General features: G+C 65.1%; 21 protein-coding genes and 1 pseudogene. 6 read left to right on the forward strand and 16 right to left on the reverse strand.

Going from position 1 to position 17,566, the window contains the following annotated elements; genetic code table 11:
* The first annotated feature begins 67 nt into the window (after positions 1-67).
* Complete coding sequence (locus tag B0A89_RS12505; protein ID WP_036700213.1) at positions 68-742, forward strand: YcbK family protein; 675 nt, start codon at positions 68-70, stop codon at positions 740-742.
* Positions 739-996, forward strand: coding sequence for a hypothetical protein (locus tag B0A89_RS12510; protein ID WP_036700215.1), 258 nt, complete (start codon positions 739-741; stop codon positions 994-996). The genes B0A89_RS12505 and B0A89_RS12510 overlap by 4 nt, the downstream gene beginning before the upstream one ends.
* A 295-nt stretch (positions 997-1,291) precedes the next feature.
* Here B0A89_RS12510 and B0A89_RS12520 read toward each other — a convergent pair whose 3' ends face one another.
* The 9 genes and pseudogenes from B0A89_RS12520 to B0A89_RS12555 all read right to left on the reverse strand — a co-directional run bounded on the left by B0A89_RS12520 (position 1,292) and on the right by B0A89_RS12555 (position 9,390).
* On the reverse strand, positions 1,292-1,894 hold the full coding sequence (locus B0A89_RS12520) for an adenylate kinase (protein ID WP_036708067.1): 603 nt from the start codon (positions 1,892-1,894) through the stop codon (positions 1,292-1,294).
* Between the two features lie 179 nt (positions 1,895-2,073).
* Positions 2,074-3,600, reverse strand: a complete 1,527-nt coding sequence (gene copM / locus B0A89_RS12525) for a CopM family metallochaperone (protein ID WP_036700220.1) — start codon at positions 3,598-3,600, stop codon at positions 2,074-2,076.
* A 111-nt stretch (positions 3,601-3,711) separates the two neighbouring features.
* A complete protein-coding gene (locus B0A89_RS12530; RefSeq protein ID WP_036700223.1) occupies positions 3,712-4,122 on the reverse strand; it encodes a hypothetical protein in 411 nt (136 codons plus the stop codon).
* 125 nt (positions 4,123-4,247) lie between these two features.
* Positions 4,248-4,733 (reverse strand): DUF411 domain-containing protein, encoded by a 486-nt coding sequence (locus B0A89_RS12535; protein ID WP_036700224.1) that lies wholly within the window; start codon positions 4,731-4,733, stop codon positions 4,248-4,250.
* A 146-nt stretch (positions 4,734-4,879) separates the two neighbouring features.
* The gene (locus B0A89_RS12540) at positions 4,880-7,147 is read right to left on the reverse strand and encodes a heavy metal translocating P-type ATPase (RefSeq protein WP_240558553.1); all 2,268 of its coding nucleotides are present in this window, start codon (positions 7,145-7,147) and stop codon (positions 4,880-4,882) included.
* 306 nt (positions 7,148-7,453) lie between these two features.
* Complete coding sequence (locus B0A89_RS15485) at positions 7,454-7,768, reverse strand: cation transporter dimerization domain-containing protein (protein WP_476704020.1); 315 nt, start codon at positions 7,766-7,768, stop codon at positions 7,454-7,456.
* A gap of 127 nt (positions 7,769-7,895) precedes the next feature.
* Positions 7,896-8,471 (reverse strand): annotated as a pseudogene (locus B0A89_RS15490) (cation diffusion facilitator family transporter); the annotation flags it as partial.
* A 51-nt stretch (positions 8,472-8,522) separates the two neighbouring features.
* Entirely contained in the window at positions 8,523-9,020 is a 498-nt protein-coding gene (gene copM / locus B0A89_RS15345) for a CopM family metallochaperone (RefSeq protein ID WP_036708062.1), read from the reverse strand.
* Between the two features lie 37 nt (positions 9,021-9,057).
* Positions 9,058-9,390 carry a four-helix bundle copper-binding protein gene (locus tag B0A89_RS12555; RefSeq protein ID WP_036708060.1) on the reverse strand — a complete coding sequence of 111 codons (333 nt, stop codon included), beginning with the start codon at positions 9,388-9,390 and terminating at the stop codon, positions 9,058-9,060.
* Between the two features lie 501 nt (positions 9,391-9,891).
* Between B0A89_RS12555 and B0A89_RS14730 the strand changes: the two genes are divergently transcribed.
* The 3 genes from B0A89_RS14730 (at position 9,892) to B0A89_RS12570 (ending at position 11,616) form a co-directional block, all read left to right on the forward strand.
* On the forward strand, positions 9,892-10,146 hold the full coding sequence (locus B0A89_RS14730; protein WP_157115339.1) for a hypothetical protein: 255 nt from the start codon (positions 9,892-9,894) through the stop codon (positions 10,144-10,146).
* Positions 10,143-10,586, forward strand: coding sequence for a c-type cytochrome (locus tag B0A89_RS12565; RefSeq protein ID WP_036700233.1), 444 nt, complete (start codon positions 10,143-10,145; stop codon positions 10,584-10,586). The genes B0A89_RS14730 and B0A89_RS12565 overlap by 4 nt, the downstream gene beginning before the upstream one ends.
* A gap of 373 nt (positions 10,587-10,959) precedes the next feature.
* A complete protein-coding gene (locus B0A89_RS12570) occupies positions 10,960-11,616 on the forward strand; it encodes a L,D-transpeptidase (protein WP_074826734.1) in 657 nt (218 codons plus the stop codon).
* A 62-nt stretch (positions 11,617-11,678) separates the two neighbouring features.
* Here the strand turns inward: B0A89_RS12570 and B0A89_RS12575 are convergent, their stop codons facing one another.
* The 7 genes from B0A89_RS12575 to B0A89_RS12605 form a co-directional block, all read right to left on the reverse strand.
* Positions 11,679-12,194 carry a L,D-transpeptidase family protein gene (locus B0A89_RS12575; protein WP_036700235.1) on the reverse strand — a complete coding sequence of 172 codons (516 nt, stop codon included), beginning with the start codon at positions 12,192-12,194 and terminating at the stop codon, positions 11,679-11,681.
* Positions 12,195-12,217: 23 nt separating this feature from the next.
* Positions 12,218-12,673 carry a DUF411 domain-containing protein gene (locus tag B0A89_RS12580; RefSeq protein WP_036700310.1) on the reverse strand — a complete coding sequence of 152 codons (456 nt, stop codon included), beginning with the start codon at positions 12,671-12,673 and terminating at the stop codon, positions 12,218-12,220.
* An 8-nt stretch (positions 12,674-12,681) separates the two neighbouring features.
* The gene (locus B0A89_RS12585; protein ID WP_036700237.1) at positions 12,682-13,311 is read right to left on the reverse strand and encodes an SCO family protein; all 630 of its coding nucleotides are present in this window, start codon (positions 13,309-13,311) and stop codon (positions 12,682-12,684) included.
* On the reverse strand, positions 13,308-13,766 hold the full coding sequence (locus tag B0A89_RS12590; RefSeq protein WP_036700241.1) for a copper chaperone PCu(A)C: 459 nt from the start codon (positions 13,764-13,766) through the stop codon (positions 13,308-13,310). Before B0A89_RS12590 ends, B0A89_RS12585 begins: the two co-directional genes overlap by 4 nt.
* Before the next feature lie 10 nt (positions 13,767-13,776).
* Positions 13,777-14,382 (reverse strand): SCO family protein, encoded by a 606-nt coding sequence (locus B0A89_RS12595; protein WP_231555239.1) that lies wholly within the window; start codon positions 14,380-14,382, stop codon positions 13,777-13,779.
* Between the two features lie 216 nt (positions 14,383-14,598).
* Positions 14,599-15,747 (reverse strand): ZIP family metal transporter, encoded by a 1,149-nt coding sequence (locus B0A89_RS12600; RefSeq protein ID WP_240558555.1) that lies wholly within the window; start codon positions 15,745-15,747, stop codon positions 14,599-14,601.
* A 29-nt stretch (positions 15,748-15,776) separates the two neighbouring features.
* Positions 15,777-16,985: a multicopper oxidase domain-containing protein gene (locus B0A89_RS12605; RefSeq protein WP_085378405.1), complete on the reverse strand. Its 1,209-nt coding sequence runs from the start codon at positions 16,983-16,985 to the stop codon at positions 15,777-15,779.
* A gap of 115 nt (positions 16,986-17,100) precedes the next feature.
* Between B0A89_RS12605 and mntR the strand changes: the two genes are divergently transcribed.
* The gene (gene mntR, locus B0A89_RS12610) at positions 17,101-17,559 is read left to right on the forward strand and encodes a manganese-binding transcriptional regulator MntR (protein ID WP_131674989.1); all 459 of its coding nucleotides are present in this window, start codon (positions 17,101-17,103) and stop codon (positions 17,557-17,559) included.
* Positions 17,560-17,566: the final 7 nt, after the last annotated feature.

Consider the following 17,566-nt stretch of genomic DNA (forward strand, 5'->3'; position numbering starts at 1 on the left):
TCTCGTTCCGATCTGTCAGCCCATCATGACCCGCCCTCGAGGCGGGTTTTTTCGTTTGGAGGACCCCATGACCACGACCTTCCACCGCCATTGGCGTGACGTGCCGAAGAATGCCTGGCGCTGGCCGAACTTCTCGCCCGCCGAGATCGCCTGCCGAGGGACCGGCAAGCTGCTGATCAACGAACCCGCGCTCGACAAGCTGCAGGCGCTGCGCGATCGGCTGGGCAAGCCGCTGATCGTCCGCTCGGCCTATCGCAGCTCCGAGCACAACCGCGCCGTTGGCGGCGCGACCCGGTCGAAACATCTCGACGGCGCGGCCTTCGACATCGCCATGGCGAACCACGATCCGGTGGCGTTCGAGGCGGCAGCGCGGGCGGTGGGGTTCCTCGGCTTCGGTTTCTACCCGCGCTCGGGCTTCATCCATGTCGATCTCGGCCCGGCACGGCAGTGGGGCGAGCGCTTCCCGGTCCGGCCGACTCCCTTCGCTGCCGAAACCCCGCCGGCGCGCGAAGTGCTGGCGCAGAGCCGCACCATGAAGGGTGGCGGAGCGGCCGGTGTGGCGACGCTGGGCGCGGCGGGCGTCGAGGTGGCTCGAGACGTCCTTGCCGAGACCCAGACCGCCATCCTGCCGCTTGTGTCCTATCTCGAAACGCTGCGCTGGGTGTTCATCGCCGTGGCACTCGTTGGCATCGTCGTGACCATCTACGCGCGGCTCGACGACTGGAAGCGGGGGCGTCGATGATCGCCGCGCTGCTGGGCGGCATTGCCGCCAGCCCATGGATGCGGGCCGCGCTGCGCTACGGCGCCGTTGGCTTCAGCGTGCTTCTGTTCCTGCTCGCGCTCCGGCGTTCCGGCGAGCGCACTGGCCGCCTCGCCGAACGCTATGAGACCACGGAGAAGATCAATGATGCCCAACGCCGGATGCTGGAGGCGGCGGCTCGCCGCCCTCGCAATCGCGACGAGCTTGCTGACCGGCTGCGCGACGGTCGGTTCTGAACAAAGGATCATGGCACTTTGTCCGCCGGTCGTGGAATATGGTCAGGAGTTACAGACGCGGGCCGCCGACGAACTGGCGTGGTTGCCGGAAGGCTCGATCATCGCGGAAATGCTGACCGACTACGCAGTGATGAGAGAGCAGGCTCGGGCCTGCTCTCCTGAGACAAGCTAGCAAGAGCCTGAGCGCCTGCGGTCTGCAATCCGCACCAATATGGCGGCAGGCAGCATGCCGATCGATCGCTGGACGCAGCGGCCTGGTGGTGTCCCTCACCGTTCCTTGTCGCCAGGATCAGGATCAGCGTCGTGATCCCGAGGATCGCCGGGTCAGTACGTCCTCAATCTCGCGCGCCACGTCGTCGATGCCCTGCATTCCATCAACCGTAATGAGCTCTCTCCTTCGGCGATAGTAGTCCAGTAGCGGCTCCGTCTTGTTCCGATATGCGTCGAGACGTCTGACAAAGGTATCCCGATTGTCGTCGCTGCGAGCCGTGCCGCCAGCGGCCAGCGTATCGGCGACGCGCTTTTCCATTCGCTCGACCAGCGAGGTCTCATCGACCTTCAGTTCGATGACTGCGTCAAGCCTGACACCCCTTTGCTCCAGCATGGCGGTCAGGGACTCCGCCTGCGCGACTGTCCGGGGAAAGCCGTCGAGAATGAACCCTTTGCGCCAATCCTCTTGATCGATCCGGTCGGATACCATCTGGTTGACCACATCGTCGGGTACGAGTTCGCCGCGATCCATGATCGCGTCGACCCGCCGCCCGGTTTCGGTGCCTTCGGTCACAGCAGCGCGCAGCATATCTCCTGTAGAAAGCTGAGGGATCGAGTGGCGTTCGGCCAGGCGCTGCGCCTGCGTTCCCTTCCCTGCTCCTGGTGGTCCGAACACTATCAGTCTCATTGTCTCTTCTCACCTCTTGGATAGCCACGAGGGCGATGGCGGCGGCAATTCCGATGCACCCAGTACCGTTTGGAGAAGCCCTGCACTTCCACGCAGACCGGCGCTGGCCGTGTAGGCGGACATGATATCCCTGCCTCCAAGTCTGGCGCCGGAGCTGGACCGCTCCGGCGCCGAACTCCTTAGCGGCTCGAGTCGCCGTAGACGATGCCATTCGGCCGATCGCCGACCGGCACCGTCCTCACCACGTCCTGGCTCTCGACATCGATGATCGACACTGTGTCGTCCGCAATGTTGGTCACGAACACGTAAGCCCCGTCGGCCGATGCCGACACGCCATGGGCGCCACCCCCGGTGGTGATCGTCTTCACGACCTCTCCCGTCGCCGTGTCGATCACGGACACCGTGTCGTTCGGCTCCGCGTCGGTGCCCTGATTGGCCACGTAGACGTAGGCTCCATCGGGGGTCGCGAACATCTGGATCGGGTTCGGCCCGACGTCGATCCTGTTCGTCACCTGCCGGGACGAGGTGTCGATGACGGCCACCCGGTTCTCGTCGCGCAGCGAGACGTAGACCTGATCGCCAGACGGCGTGAACCCGACCTGAACAGGCGCTGCGCCCACCGGAATGCGCGCAACTTCCGTCAGGTCCTGCGTGTCGATGACGGAGACCGAGCCGTCCTCGACATTGGCCACATAGATCTCGCTCTCATCCGGGCTGAGGCGCAGCCCGTGCGGATAGGCGCCGGTCGCGATGCGCTCGATGACTTCGGCCTGTGCGAGATCGACGACCGCAATCTCGTTCCCGCCGGACAGCGAAGCATAGGCGCGCCCGCTGCGGTCGGCGACGACATGCGCCGGATGCGCGCCGACTTCCACAGTGGCGACGGGCTGCGACAGTCGCTCCGGATCGAGCACCACCAGGACCCCTCCGCCCGCATCGGTGTCGGCATGTCCATCGTCATCCGATCCGTGCGCGTGATCGGCGGCAGGGCTCCCGACCGCCAGCAGCAGATTTCCGTCCGGCGTCAGATCGACATTGTGCGGCGACACGCCGACGTCAACGGTCTCGACCGAACCCGTGCCGAGATCGATGGCGCTGATCGAATTGCCGCCCTCGTTGGCGGAGTAGACGGTCCCGCCGGTCTGACCGAGGGCGGTTGGTGCCTCGCCGGCGTTCGTCGCCAGCCAGGCCTGCATTTCGACGATCTCGCCTTCCTGCGCCGCGATGATCTGGTCCGCCCACTCCCTGGTCTGCGGATCGTCGCCGTATTGCTGGACGATCTTCGCCATGTCGATCGCACCCTGATGATGCGGGATCATGCCCCGGACGAAGGCGACATCCGGATCGCCGGCCATCACGCCTTCCATCATCGGTCCGTGCATTTCATTCATCGCGGCGACGTAGGCCTGCGTGAAGTCGGGAGCGCTGGAAAGGCTCGTTGGGGCGCCGTCAGCGCCGGGTGCGGCCATTCCGCCGTGCATGCCCCCCTGCATCATTTGCTGCATCGCCTGCATCATGGCCTGGCCATGCTCGGGGATGCCCTGCATGCCGGGCATCCGGTCCGAGGGAGACGTGGGCGCGGGAGCCTGTTCCGCTTGGGCGGGCGGGGTTCCCGGGTGGTGGGTATCATGTTCGGCCTGGGCGAGAGCAGCGCCCGGCAGGCCCGCCAGCAGGCTGACGGAAAGAACGATTGCAGTTCGGTTCATGGGTTTTCATCCTTGGCACCGGAGGGCCGGCGTCACATTCGCGGACGCGGGTCTCCGAAAGTTCGTCTGGGCTCGAAGTGCGCGCTGCCGGCGGTCGCGCCGGAGCGGCCGTCACGCAGCAATCAGACGAGGCGGCCTCAGGATTCCTTCGGGGGATCGTTCCCACGGGTCACGGTGCATGACCCTGAACAGTTCACCATTCACGGACGGCCCGAACGTCAGCGGCCCGACGGGAACGGCGGCGATCAGACAGGTCTGACAGCAGTCGGCCAGCATCTGGCCGCCGTCATCACTCTCGCAGCCTGCAGATGTCTCTGCCCCGTGATCGCCGGGCAGGTGATGTTGGCCGCAGTGGCTCGCCGTGGCCGCGCTCTGTTCGCGGTGGAGGGCGTGTCCGGTCGGGCTGGCATGCGCTACGCCCTGCAGAACGAGGGAGCTGATGGCAAGCAACAGGATGCCGATCGCGAACTGGCGCAATCGGCCGCATCTCGCCGCGAACGCAACTCTGAAGCGCCCGCTCATGAGCCACCTGCCTTCTCGGTGTCGAGCCGGGCCGATGCGCTGCTGACGCGGGCAAGGGCCATCGCTCGCGGCTTGAGCTGCATCGGATCGGCGGCAAGGTGGACGGTCATGTGGAGGCGCCTGGCTCAGATTTCCTGCGCGCCGAGGTAGCGCCCGAAGGTCTGGGTGGTCGGACCGAACAGGAGCACTTCATAGGGCTCGGGTTCGACCCCGGAAAAATCCATGCCGGGCGAGCCGGCAGGCATTCCGGGAACGGCAAGTCCCGTCCCGGAGGGCCGCTCGGCCAGCAGGCGGCGGATCGCGGCAGCTGGCACATGACCCTCCACCACATAGCCGTCCACCTCGGCCGTATGGCAGGAGGTCAGCTCGGCCGGCACGCCGAGCCGCTCCTTGAGGCTGAACACGTCGTCCGAGTCCACGACCCGCACCGGAAAGCCCGCGGCTTCGATATGCGCGATCCAGCCGTCGCAGCAGCCGCAGGACGGATCCTTGGTGACGGTCACGAGCGGCAGGGCCTCGGCCCGCGCCCACGCCGGCATCGACAGCAGGAACGGAAGTGCGGCGGCGGCCGCGAGAACGGCCCGCCGGCCGATGGTGTGATCGTTCCGCATCGTCAAACCTTTCTTCGTGGACTCCATGATCTCACCGGCTAGTCCGGAGCGCGACCCACGAACGGGTGAGAATGCGCCGGCGTCCCGCGGCATGATGTCGCCTGTCAGATGCGCTCGCGGGAACGGCCCACGATGCCACCCGGACATCACAGCTTCACGCCCCGCAGCCGAGACGCATTCGCGATCACGCTGACCGAGGATAGCGCCATGGCGGCTGCCGCGATGATCGGCGACAGCAGGATGCCGAAGAACGGATAAAGCACCCCCGCGGCGATCGGGATACCGAGCGCGTTGTAGATGAAGGCGAAGAAAAGGTTCTGGCGGATGTTGCGCATCACCGCCTGAGACAGTCGCCGCGCCCGAACAATGCCGGTGAGATCGCCCTTCAGGAGGGTGACGCCCGCGCTCTCCATCGCCACGTCGGTGCCGGTGCCCATGGCGATGCCGACATCCGCGGCCGCGAGCGCAGGGGCATCGTTGACGCCGTCGCCCGCCATCGCCACCACCTCGCCCGCCGCCTTGTGCCGCTGCACGACCTCGCTCTTCTGGTCCGGCAGGACCTCCGCCTCGACCTCGTCGATGCCCAGCTGTCGGGCGACCGCCTTCGCTGTGGTCCAGTTGTCGCCGGTGAGCATGACCACGCGGATGCCTTGGGCCTTCAGCGCGGCAAGCGCTTCAGGCGTGGAGGGCTTGACCGGATCGGCGATGGCGAAGATTGCGGCGACCTCTCCGTCCACGCCCATGAAGATCGCGGTCGCCCCGTCTTGGCGCAGCCGGTCAGCCTGCGCGGCCAGCGGCGTCACATCGACCCCTTCTTCGGCCAGGAAGTTTGCGTTGCCGAGGGGAATGCGCTTGCCCTCGACCGTGCCATAGGCGCCCTTCCCGGTCGGCGAGTCGAAATCCGCAACCGGTGCGGTCGCGATCCCCCGCTCCTCTGCCGCGCGCACGATGGCGAGCGCCAGCGGATGCTCGCTCGCCCGCTCGACGCTGGCGGCCAGGCGCAGCACCTCCTCCTCGGTAAGACCGGCAGCGGGAACGATGGCCGTGACGGCGGGACGCCCCTCCGTCAGTGTGCCGGTCTTGTCGACGATGATCGTGTCGACCTTCTCCATGTGCTCGAGCGCCTCGGCGTTCTTGATCAGGACGCCATTCTGCGCGCCGCGGCCGACGCCGAACATGATCGACATCGGCGTCGCCAGACCCAGCGCGCAGGGGCAGGCGATGATCAGGACCGAAACCGCCACGACCAGCGCATAGGCGAAGCGCGGCTCCGGGCCCCAGATCGACCAGGCGATGAAGGCGAGCACCGCGACCACGATCACCGCCGGCACGAACCAGCCCGACACCTGGTCGGCAAGTCGCTGGATCGGGGCACGGCTGCGCTGTGCCTCTGCGACAAGCTGGACGATCTGCGACAGCATGGTGTCGCGTCCGACCTTGCGGGCCTCGATCACCAGCGCGCCGGACTGGTTCATGGTCCCCCCGATCGCCCGCGAGCCGACCTCCTTGGTCACCGGCATGGATTCGCCCGTCACCATCGACTCGTCGACGGCGCTGCGGCCTTCCAGCACCTCGCCATCCACGGGCACCTTCTCGCCCGGCCGCACCCGCAGGCGGTCGCCGACATGGACAGTGTCGAGCTGCACCTCTTCTTCGGTGCCGTCATCACGGATGACCCGTGCGGTTTTCGGGGCGAGATCGAGCAGCGCCCGGATTGCGCCGCTGGTGCTTTCCCGCGCCCGGAGTTCCAGCACCTGTCCGAGCAGCACGAGCACGGTGATGACCGCTGCGGCTTCGAAATAAACCGCGACCGACCCGTCATGCTGGCGGAAGGCGTCCGGGAAGATGTCTGGCGCGAGCGTCGCAACGACGCTGTAGATCCACGCCGCCCCCGTGCCCATGGCGATCAGGGTGAACATGTTGAGATTGCGCGTGACCAGCGACTGCCAGCCGCGCTGGAAGAAGGGCCACCCGGCCCACAGGACGACCGGGGTCGCGAAGAGCAGCTGGATCCAGTTCGAGGTCTGCTGATCGATGTAGCGGTCCAGCCCGAGGAAATGGCCGCCCATTTCCAGAATGAATACAGGGACCGTCAGCACCAGCCCGATCCAGAAGCGGCGCCGCATATCGATCAGTTCGAGATTGGGCTCCGCCTCGAGGCTGACCAGCACAGGCTCCAGCCCCATGCCGCAGATCGGGCAGGATCCCGGCCCCACCTGCCGGATCTCTGGGTGCATGGGACAGGTGTAGATCGTCCCCTCGGGCACGGGCTCGGCCTTTGCCGCCGCAGCGGCCGGGTCGAGGTGGCGGTCCGGCTCGGCCAGGAACTTCGCGCGGCATCCGGCCGAGCAGAAGTAATACGGCCGCCCCGCATGCTCGGCCTTGTGCTGCGTCGCATGGGGATCGACCATCATGCCGCAGACCGGGTCCTTGACCCGATGCACGCTGTCTGTCGGAGTCGCCTCCGCAGCGTGCGAATGCTCCGTCCCGTGGTGCCCCGAGTGAGCATGCCCGTGTTCGTGAGAATGTCCCGGCCCGCGATGCTCATGGCCGCCGACGCGAGAACTGCTCTCCATGTGGAGGGGGGCAGGGTGTTGGTCTTTGCTCTTGCTGGCCATCATGTACCTCGTCCGGGAAGTGCCCGAGAATCGTCCTCATTCGTCCTGCACCTTCCTGTCGTTGGAAGGTCAAGAGTAAGCCGCCAGGCGGAAGCCGCGGCGTCAGTGTTCATGCTGGGCGCTCCCTTCTTCCGGTCTTGCCCGCACGGCCTGGGACTTCGCCTTCGGCCGCGTAACATCGATCTCGGCAGCTCCCTCCTCAACGGCAAGGCAGTATTCCTCGATCTGCGTGGTCGAGAAGTAGACCTTGAACCGGTCGCGCAGGAGGTTGTTCACCTCCCTCAGCACCCGCTCGCCATCCTGCCAGTCTCGAACGCAGACGTGGCTCGAGAACACGTTGCGCCCGGACGTCAGGCTCCAGGCATGGACGTGATGCACGTCCGTCACGCCCTCCAGCTCCCGAATGGCCGCGATCACAGCCTCGAGATCCAGGTCCTCCGGCGTGCCTTGCAGCAGGATGTGCAGCGACTCGCGCAGGATGCCCCAAGGAAGCCCAGAGCAGCACCAGTCCGAAGGCCATGCCGAGCAGCGGGTCGACGGCGAGGAAGCCGGTAAAGCGGATCACCAGGGCCGAGATGATGATGAGGAAGCTGCCGACGAACGTCTGCAGGATGTGCCAGTAGGCGCCCCGCATGTTCAGGTTGTCCTTCTGGCGCTCGTACAGGAGCCAGAGGGCGACAAGCTCGGTGGCGATGCCCCCCGCTGCCGCGATCAGCATCGGCGTGGTGGCCAACTCGATCGGCTCCATGAGGCGCATCGCGCCCATCCACAGCACGAAAATGGCCATTCCGACGAGAAAGAGGCCGTTGAAGAGGGCGCCGAGGATCTCCGCGCGAATGTAGCCGAAGGTGCGCGCCGGGCTGGACTTCCGCTCGCTCAGGCGCATGGCGACCAAGGCGATGAGCACGCCGCCGACGGCCGAGAAGGTGTGGAAGGCATCCGACATGACGGCGACTGAGCCCGTCCAGATGCCGATCCCGAGTTCAACGATGAAGTAAAGGCCGGTGAGCCAGCCGGAGATGACAAGCGCTTTGCGATCACCGCTCGCGGGCAGGTGGCCCGTATGGCTGCCGTGAGACATCGACATGGGTTCGCCTCCTGCTGACCGCGCATCATGCATCGTCGCGGTCGTTGAGGCCGCCGCAGCTCCAAGCTCCGGCGGCCCGAGTCCTTACTGCTGGCCCGCGTTCTCCTCGACCCAGGCGGTCATCTCCTCGATTTCCGGGCCTTGGGCGTCGATGATCTTCTGAGCCATCGCTTTCGACTCCTCATCGTCGCCATACTTCAGCTCGACTTCTGCCATGGCGATGGCGCCCGCATGATGCGCGATCATCCCGCAGTGGAAGGCGAGGTCGGGATCCTCGATGGTGTGGGTGGCCATCATCGGACCGTTCATCTCCATCATGGCCTGCATGGAGGCTTGCTGGGCCTCATCCATGCCCTCCATGCCTCCCATCATGGCGGACATGTCCATGCCCTGCATCATCCCCGGCATCCCGGACTGCTGGATGGCGTCCTGGCAGCCCTGCGGCAGGATCGACAGGTCGGGCATGGGACCTCCCTGTCCCGCCATGTGGCCAGCCTGCCCGCCTGTCCCGCTCTCCTGAGCGAAAGCCGCGGGCGCGGCGAGAAGGGCAGCAACGACGGCGGCGAGTTCAAACTTGCGCATAAGGGTTCTCCTTTGATGTAACTGGTTTCGGTGGGGATCAGGCCGCCATTTTCCGGCAGCTCTCGGCGCACCGGCGGCACGCATCCACGCATTCCTGCATGTCGCCGACCTGCTCGCAGCTCCGGGCGCATTCCTCACAGATCTCGGCACACTCACGGCAGAGATGCTTGTGATGACTGGTGCCGATCAGCATGAAATTCGCCGCGGTCTGGCAAATTTCGGCGCAGGCGATCATGAGCCGGAAGTGCTCCGGCTCGACATGCCGGCCACCTGCCTCAAGACAATGGTTCATGGCCATGCTGAGGCAAGTGCTGTGGCAGCTCAGGCATTCGTCGATGCAGCTCTGCATTTCAGGGGACATCTGGTGCATTTGTATTCTCCATCTTCGGAAAGCGCCGGGAAGAGAAGCAGCAAGCGTGGCGCTCGGCACTCGCAGCCAGCGATGACACGAAAAGACTTTCCTGGCGTCTTCAGACCGTCTTCTCATCCCTCCGGCGCGAGCGACGCCAGGCAGCAAGGCGCGACACGCGCTCACGATGGGTAACGATCAGATCAGATGGTGGTCCCGCGGCGGACGGCGCGGCCCATCCGGGGCAAGCCCGCTGAGCAAGGAGACTGGCATCACAAACTTCTGATCGCTCCTGCGCGGCTCTTTCAGATCGGCGGTTCGGCCGGGGATCAGCGCTGCCAGGCACGCATCTCCGCAACAGGCGAGCGTGTCATGGTTGTCATCGCTGGGCTCCTCCCCCACAGCCATCGAAGGAGCGTGATGCGGGACGGGGTCCGCCACGTTCGTCGCCGTCGGCGAAGATTCGGCGTGGACGGAGATGTGGGCATGACTGTGGGGCACCAGACTTCCGGCCGCCGCGCCATGGGCGATGAGCATGGCAGTTGCAAGAAGCGCCAGTGCGTTCGCAAGCTTCTGCCAGACGAATCCGGCTTTCGTCCGGGGGGTCCGCCGTTGCATCCTGTGGGAACGGCCGAGGAGGCGAAGTGTTCCGCTGATCATGGTGCTGCCGACATGCGTTCAGACCGTTTCTGCCATCAGTCTGCCGAAGTCACCGGCGACGAACAGCACGCGCGGATCGTGTTCCTGCAGGACTGGCTCGCCCAGCATGCCAAATGATGCTCCGGATACCAACCCTCATCGGCCTCACCGCCTCCGCGCTCATCGCCACCTGGATCCTTGTCGGGCTGCGGGCGGATGCGGAGAATGCCGAGACGATCGCACTGGGCCGCACCATTTACGAGACCCAGTGCGCCGCATGTCATGGCGCGCAGCTTGAGGGGCAGCCGGACTGGCAAATGCCTCTGCCCTCCGGGCGCCTGCCGGCTCCCCCGCACGACGCCACCGGCCACACATGGCATCATCCGGACGACATCCTGTTCCGGATCGTCAAGGAAGGCACCGCCGCCATCGTGGGAGGCGGATACGAGAGCGACATGCCCGGGTTTGCCGATGTCCTCAGCGACGCCGAGATCCGGGCCGTGCTCGCCTACATCAAGAGCACGTGGCCGGAACGCGAGCGGAGCTATCAGGCCGAGACGAGCGCGCGAGGCCGATAGATGGGTGGTCGGCGCGGTGTGGCAGGACATCATCCTCCTTGGGGTACGTCATTGTCGAGCTTGTGGCTCACGAAAGGGGCCTCCGTAGAACTCTTCGGTGACACTGCATTCTTCCCGCCCCCAGAAGCCGTGCGCGGGTGCAGCAGGCGCAACCAGTGCCCTCGACGACGTGGACGGCCAGCACGGCTGCAGCCCGTAGCGAAGGAGGCCACCTGAGGTGCAGCCCAGCCCAGCGCCAACACCAGGTCACGTCGACGTGAGACACTTCGCCTATCCGTCTCACGCAGGCGTTATGGGTCATGATCTCCATTGTTCTTGAAGGGCAGCAGTGGGCAGCTAGTATCGCAATGAAAACAATAGCGAAAGGTGGGACATGACACAGGCAGATCGATCGAGCGGGCGCCGACAGTTCTTGACCGGACTGATGGCCACGGCGCTCGTCCTTCCGGCCGGACGGAGTTTCGCACAGAATATCGACCCTTATACCGGAATGCCTGTCTACGGTTCCGCCGGAGGGGCGGCCCCCGACCTCGGCGTGTTTCAGGTAGACCCGGACGCCGATCAACGCCGCAATCAGTCGTCATTTCGCGCGTGGCATTGGAGCGATTTCTATCCGAGTCTGGGAAAGGGCGTCATCCTTGCTGATGTGACCTCGCGGGCGCTGCATTACTGGTCTGCCGACGAATCGGTATACTTGTTGTTCCCTACAGCGGTACCCGTATCCGAGGATCTGACCCGCAGAGGAAAGACCGAGATCGTCAGAAAAGCGGAAAACCCTCCGTGGACCCCGACCCCGAGCATGCGCGAGAGAGATCCTTCGCTGCCGCAACGCGTCGAAGGAGGCGTGCCAGAAAATCCGCTGGGCGTCCGCGGCCTTTATCTTTCATGGCCTGCATATCTGATTCACGGAACCCACGACACCCGGAAGATCGGCCGCAAATCGTCGAACGGATGCTACGGTCTTTATAACGAGCATGTCCTGAAACTCTACGAGGTCGCCGAGATAGGCACACAGGTCGCGGTCTTCTGATCTACCATCGAAGGGCGGAGCCGGAGACATCTCCGGCCCGCCCTCACCTACGAGCCATGATATCAGGGGTAAATCATCACCGGCACCCCGAGGCGCAGCATCGCGAAGATATCTTCGACCTCGTCGTCGCTGACCGTGATGCAGCCCGCCGTCCAGTCCCGCTTCTGTCTGACCAGACGCTTTCCCTCCGGCCCGCGGCCATGGATCATGATATCACCGCCCGGATCCAATCCGAACTGCTCCGCAAAAGCTCGGTCCCGCTCATTCGGATAGGAAATCCCCACTGAAAGATGGTATCGACTGCGGGGATTGAAACGGTCGATGTAATAGAGGCCCTCCGGGGTCTTTCCGTCGCCTTCAAACTGCTTGTGGCCGATGGGCTCGTTTCCCAGTCCGAAGTCATACGATTTCAGGACCGTCTGCCCGCTGAGCAGGTACATTCGGCGCCGCTCCTTCTGAACGACGACCTGTGTCACCGGAGGCCCCAGGTACCTCTTCAAGACGGGGGGTTGCGTGCCGCACGCGGCCAGAGCCGCGAGCATCGTGAGCGAAAAATGACGGCGGTTCGGTCGAAGCATCGGCAATTTATATCATCCGGAGATTATTGCGCGGCGGGGTAGTGCGAGAACACCTCAACCGAGCCATCCCGCTTAACAAGATTGACGTCGTAGGCTTTACGCTTGTTTTCGGGTCCCATCCCGGGACTGCCATAGGGCATTCCGGGAACCGCGAGCCCTGCGGCATCCGGCCTCTCTTTCAGAAGGCGCTCGATGTCGGCCGCGGGGACATGGCCTTCTATGAAATAGCCGTCGATCTCTCCCGTATGGCACGACAACTGACTGGTCGGGACGCCCAAGTCCATTTTGTGCCGGATCAGAAGAGCACCGTAGCGTTCCTCGGATGTCACCTCGAAGCCGTTCTGGCGCAGATACTCGGTCCACTGGGAACAGCATTCGCAGCCGGTCCCTTCGACCACATGGACCGTTCCGCGATCGGCGGCCATGGCGGCCGAGGTCGTCGTCAGCAGGACCGCTACGCCCTGCGTGAAGCGTCGAATACGATCAATCATGGTTGCTCCTTTTTCATGGCCCGCCGGATCTTGGGAACGGCGAACCTTCGGTCCTCGTGAAAGTCGATGATGCTGCCAAAGCTTCCGTCGGCCCGGAACAGGAACACACCGGCAGTATGATTCATGGTGTAGTCACCGTTTACGTCCTCGATGCGCTCTGCCTTCGCGCGGAAGTCGCCAAGAATGCGGGCGACCTCGCCTGGCTCTCCGGTCACACCGACGATGCGCGGATCGAAATAGCCGAGGTAGTCCGCAAGAACCTCCGGCGTGTCACGCTCGGGGTCCACAGAGATCAGAGCCACGTTGAGGCGGTCGGCGTCTGGCCCCAGCTCCTCCAGCCAGAGCGAGATGTCCGAGAGCGTGGTGGGGCAGACGTCGGGGCACCAGGTGAAGCCGAAGAAAACCAGGCTCGGCCTGCCGACCCAGTCCGAGATCGTCACCCGACGGCCCCGATGGTCCGTGAGCGTGACGTCCATTTCGCCCAGCGGTCGAGGCAGGTTGCGGGTAGGGCTCGCCGGCTGCGCCGCGCCGGGCCCGTCCACTTGCCACCAGCCCAGACCCAGCGCGCCGGCGCCGAGTGCCGTGACCGCGCCCGCGCCGAGAAGGAGCCGGCGCGAGAGGCTCATTCCGCAGGTCCCGTGGCGCCCGGTCCGAACACATGCACCTCCACCGTGACCTCGCCCGCGGCCTCGAAGGCGAGCGTCAGCGGGAAGGTGGCACCCTCCCGGAGAGGTGTGGCCAGTTCCATCAGCATGACGTGCATCCCGCCCGGCTCGAGTGTGAGTTCGCCGCTCGCGGGGATCTCGGCCGCCTCCACATGGGCCATCCGGGAGATGCCCTCGGAAAGGGTGGTCTCGTGCAGCATGGTCATGGTCGAGACCGGCGAGGACAGGCCGATCAGGCGATCGCCCTCGTCGCCGAAGTTGCGGACGGTGAAGTAGGCGGCGCCCGGCCGCGAGGTACCGATCGAGGCGCGTGCCCAGGCCGCGTCGATCTCAAGGTTGCCCTGCCGGACGGGTTCTGCTTGGGCGAGGCCGGCGGAAAGGCCGAAGGCAAAAACGGCAATAACAGGGAGCTTCATGGTGATGTTCCTAGAGGCGGTTCTGGAGGTCGGCAAGGATGTCGGCGGCGGGCGTGCCATAGGTGAACTGACGCAGCCAGTCCCCCTCCGGCCCGATGAGGTAAAGCGCGGGGCTGTGCGACATGGAATAGCCGTCGGGCGCGGCGGCATCGTCTTCGCGCGCGTAGTGAATGCGGAAGCTGTCCGCCGCAGCCCGGGTCTGGTTCGCATCCCCGGCAAGCCCGAGGATGGTGGGATGGAAGGCAGCGGTGAATTCGGCAATACCCAGCCTGCGGTCGCGCTCGGGGTCGATGGATATGAAGAGCGGCTGCACTTGCGTGGCCTCGTCGCCCAGATCGTCCATGACCTGAGCGACATCGGCCAGCGTCGTGGGGCAGACGTCGGGGCAATTGGTGAACCCGAAGAAAACCAGAATGTGTTTCCCCCCGAATTCCGTCGGGGTCCGCAGGCGCCCTTCGGCGTCGGGGAGTGCGAAGGTGGGACGGAACGGGGCCTCGACCACCGGCGCGGGCAAACGGTCTGCAATCAGAAACATCGTCCCGTAGCCCAGCATGGCAATACCCGCCGCCGCCCAGAGGCTTTTTTGCAGCCGTGTCAATCGCATCCGATCCGTCACTCCTCTTCTTGCGTCCTCCCTAAAGCCTCCAGTGACTTGAGGTTCAAGAGCGAACTCCTGTCGTCACACAACGGTGAGCCGTCGGCGGAGCAGAACGCTGCGCAGAAAGCTCATGTTCACGGCGACGATTGTGTCAGCGACAAGCGCGCGGATTGCGCCCGGCAAAAGCCGGTGTGCCGGATCTCGCCATGATCCGACGCCGGGGAATGGTCCGGGTCACACCTTGATCAGCGCCGCCGTCGCGTACATGAAGGCGAGCCCGCCAAGAAATCCGCCAAGAACGGCGGGGGAAAACAGTGCCGCTTGCCGGTCGCTGTTCTGACGCATCAGGTAGGCGCTGACCTCGACCATGACCTGCAGGATCGCACCGGCCCCGACCGCCAGCGCCAAGGCCGACCATTGCGGCGCATAGGCCAGACTGCCCGTCCACATTCCCAGCACGGCCGGGCCGCCAGCCAGAAGCGTCAGGGCTGCGAAGGTCCAGAGCGGCGGTCGAATCCGCAGCATCGGCGCTGCAATGCCGATCCCCTCGGTCACATTGTGCAGCGCAAAGCCGAGGACGAGGAACGTGCCAAGCCCCGCCGATCCGGCGGCAAAGGCGCCCCCGATCGCCAGCCCCTCGCCAAAGTTGTGCAACCCGATCCCGAGGGCGATGTAGAAGGCGAGCGCCAGACCCTCCGGTTGGCCGCGCCAGCGTCCGATCGCCATCAGCAGCAGAAAGCACGCCAAGGCCGTCAGCCAGACCATGGCCGAGCCTTGGAACAATGCGGCGGCTCCGGCTGAAAGCTCCAGCGCCTCTAAGGTCATGTCGATGAGCAGGAAGGCCAGCAGCCCGACGGTCAGCGCGAGCAGGAAGTTCATCCCGGTCCGCCCGACACCGCGCATCGCCGGATAGAACATCAGGCCGAGCGCCACGGGCAACAGGCCGACAATCGCCCCGACCAGCGCCTGAATGCGCAGCTGGCCCGCCGTGGCCTTCGGCGTCGGCACGGCTACGGCGATTTCATGTTCAAACGCCGTGCCGGTGTTGGACAGCAGCGCCACACGATGCGCCTCACCCAGCACCCATGGGTAAGGGATGCGAACCCAGACGGCAGTGCCACGCGCGACGGCCCCCGGAGGGGCCTGCGTGAACGTCCAATAGGCATCGTCGACGGCAACCTGCGCAATCTGCATGGCCTCTGAACCGCCCGCGCGCACCAGAATCTGGATGCCGGTCTCGTCCAGAATCGTCCGCTCCACCGTCAGCGCCTCGACCGGAGGCGCGCCATTGTTGAAACTGCGGAGGGGATCGAGCGACGCGATCCAGACGAAGGCGCCAAGCATGACCGCCAGCGGCACAAACAGAAGCAGCAGCCGGATCATTGCGGGGCGGGTGGGTTGGCTCTGGTCGCTCATGCTTCTGGCCCCCGAACGTCGAACATCCCGACCCAACCAAGCTCGGTGAATTCGGACTGGTGGGCGTGGAACATGTACATGCCGTCCTCGTGCTCGGCGAAGCTGAACTCGAGGATCCCGCGCTGCGCCTGACACTGCATGATCAGATCGACCGTGCGCAGCGTCGGCGTCAGGGTGGTGCCGGTATCGTAGTAGTCAAAGAAATTCGCATGCAGGTGCAACGAGTTGATCGGGTCGAACTCGGTCACGTTCACCAGATAGATGCGCACAGGCCGCGACTTGTCGATGCGGATCGGCGCGTTCATGTAGGCCTGGCCCACGGTGTTGACCGCGTAAATCTCGTTTGCTCCGTCGAAGTTGATGTCGAAGGCGTTCATCACCATCGCCAGTTCCTGCCATCGAGCATTCTCGGGGCTGCCGAGCACGCGCGAGGCTGCCACGGCCGCATTCTCGGGGTGCCGGGCGGGATCGGGGTCAATCACGAACAGGCCATACATGCCCTTGTGAATGTGCCGCTTCAGCGGCAGGGCGTGGCAATGATAGAGGTGGCATCCGAACGGCTTGGCGTCGAACTCGTAGATGAACTCTTCGCCGGGACCAATCAAACCGGCACCAGGAACGCCGTCCATTCGCGCCGAATGGATGCCGTGGAAGTGCATCGAATGCGGGTGCGATCCATAGTTGCGGAAGATGATCCGCAACCGCTCGCCTTCCTTCGCCCTCAGTGCCGGTCCGGGCACGCGGTCATTGAAGGTCCAGGCCGGAAAGAAGATGCCGGGCGCGATCTCGATCTCCCGGTCGATGGCAGCGACTTCGAAGGTGCGCAGCGTTCGGCCATCGGGCAAAAGATCGGTCAGGCCCGTTTCCCACTCCGTCAGCATGGTTGTCGGGTCGAAGCCGTTCCGGTCGTGATCGACCACACCGACCGTTGTCATGTTGCCATGCGCCATGCCGGGCATGGGTGCTGCATAGGGGTCGGTCGGCATGGCGGACATGTCGTGGCCCGCCATCGGGTCTGGCGCGGCCTGGGACCGCGCGACACCCGCTATGATGGCGGCGCCACTCGCGGCGGCCAGTCCACCGACCAGCAACGCGCGTCGGGACGTGTCAACCGACCCTGCGTTGCCGTCAGGCGGAGCGATGGACCGGGACGCCTCCAATTCGGACGGCGCATCGCGCGCTTGCTTCCGGACATTGGCAGTCATGGGGAAGGCTTTCCCTGTGGGCAGCACGCCAAAGCCTCGGCGCGACAAGTTAGACAAGGCTAATAATCATCCCTGTGGCTTTACGTGTCAATCCGGTTCGTGCGAGACTGGAAGGATGATGGCTGATGACCACACTGAAGCAGAAGCTCTCGAGCCCGAGGCGCGCCCCGCCGACCCACGCGCGGAGGCGTTCCAAGGGGTGCGAGAGGCGCGGCGCAACGAATTGGCGGAAGACTACGTCGAACTGATCGCGGAACTGATCCACGAACACGGCGAGGCACGGCCGGTCGATATCGCGACCAAGATGGGTGTCACGGCGCCCACCGTCGCCAAGACACTCGGCCGTCTGGCCCGGGACGGCCTGATCACCCGCGCCAAGTACCGCTCGGTCTTTCTGACGGAAGAGGGCCGGGCGCTGGCCCGGGAATGCCAACAGCGGCACGAGATCGTGTTGCGGTTCCTGCTCAGTCTTGGTCTTGATCCCGAGACAGCCGAGCGCGATGCCGAAGGGATCGAGCATCACGTGAGCGAGCGAACGCTCGCCTTGTTCGCGGCCTTTGCCGACCGTTCCTGAGCCTTCC

It is taken from the genome of Paracoccus contaminans, from assembly GCF_002105555.1.
In the GTDB taxonomy this organism is placed as follows: Bacteria; Pseudomonadota; Alphaproteobacteria; order Rhodobacterales; family Rhodobacteraceae; genus Paracoccus; species Paracoccus contaminans.

What these genes read in the sequence shown, in the direction of transcription:
- B0A89_RS12505 (WP_036700213.1), top strand. Translation starts at nt 68, where the DNA reads ATGACCACGACCTTCCACCGCCATTGGCGTGACGTGCCGAAGAATGCC.
- B0A89_RS12510 (WP_036700215.1), top strand. Translation starts at nt 739, where the DNA reads ATGATCGCCGCGCTGCTGGGCGGCATTGCCGCCAGCCCATGGATGCGG.
- B0A89_RS12520 (WP_036708067.1), bottom strand. Translation starts at nt 1,894, where the DNA reads ATGAGACTGATAGTGTTCGGACCACCAGGAGCAGGGAAGGGAACGCAG.
- copM (WP_036700220.1), bottom strand. Translation starts at nt 3,600, where the DNA reads ATGAACCGAACTGCAATCGTTCTTTCCGTCAGCCTGCTGGCGGGCCTG.
- B0A89_RS12530 (WP_036700223.1), bottom strand. Translation starts at nt 4,122, where the DNA reads ATGAGCGGGCGCTTCAGAGTTGCGTTCGCGGCGAGATGCGGCCGATTG.
- B0A89_RS12535 (WP_036700224.1), bottom strand. Translation starts at nt 4,733, where the DNA reads ATGCGGAACGATCACACCATCGGCCGGCGGGCCGTTCTCGCGGCCGCC.
- B0A89_RS12540 (WP_240558553.1), bottom strand. Translation starts at nt 7,147, where the DNA reads ATGATGGTCGATCCCCATGCGACGCAGCACAAGGCCGAGCATGCGGGG.
- copM (WP_036708062.1), bottom strand. Translation starts at nt 9,020, where the DNA reads ATGCGCAAGTTTGAACTCGCCGCCGTCGTTGCTGCCCTTCTCGCCGCG.
- B0A89_RS12555 (WP_036708060.1), bottom strand. Translation starts at nt 9,390, where the DNA reads ATGCACCAGATGTCCCCTGAAATGCAGAGCTGCATCGACGAATGCCTG.
- B0A89_RS14730 (WP_157115339.1), top strand. Translation starts at nt 9,892, where the DNA reads ATGGGCGATGAGCATGGCAGTTGCAAGAAGCGCCAGTGCGTTCGCAAG.
- B0A89_RS12565 (WP_036700233.1), top strand. Translation starts at nt 10,143, where the DNA reads ATGATGCTCCGGATACCAACCCTCATCGGCCTCACCGCCTCCGCGCTC.
- B0A89_RS12570 (WP_074826734.1), top strand. Translation starts at nt 10,960, where the DNA reads ATGACACAGGCAGATCGATCGAGCGGGCGCCGACAGTTCTTGACCGGA.
- B0A89_RS12575 (WP_036700235.1), bottom strand. Translation starts at nt 12,194, where the DNA reads ATGCTTCGACCGAACCGCCGTCATTTTTCGCTCACGATGCTCGCGGCT.
- B0A89_RS12585 (WP_036700237.1), bottom strand. Translation starts at nt 13,311, where the DNA reads ATGAGCCTCTCGCGCCGGCTCCTTCTCGGCGCGGGCGCGGTCACGGCA.
- B0A89_RS12590 (WP_036700241.1), bottom strand. Translation starts at nt 13,766, where the DNA reads ATGAAGCTCCCTGTTATTGCCGTTTTTGCCTTCGGCCTTTCCGCCGGC.
- B0A89_RS12600 (WP_240558555.1), bottom strand. Translation starts at nt 15,747, where the DNA reads ATGATCCGGCTGCTGCTTCTGTTTGTGCCGCTGGCGGTCATGCTTGGC.
- B0A89_RS12605 (WP_085378405.1), bottom strand. Translation starts at nt 16,985, where the DNA reads ATGACTGCCAATGTCCGGAAGCAAGCGCGCGATGCGCCGTCCGAATTG.
- mntR (WP_131674989.1), top strand. Translation starts at nt 17,101, where the DNA reads ATGATGGCTGATGACCACACTGAAGCAGAAGCTCTCGAGCCCGAGGCG.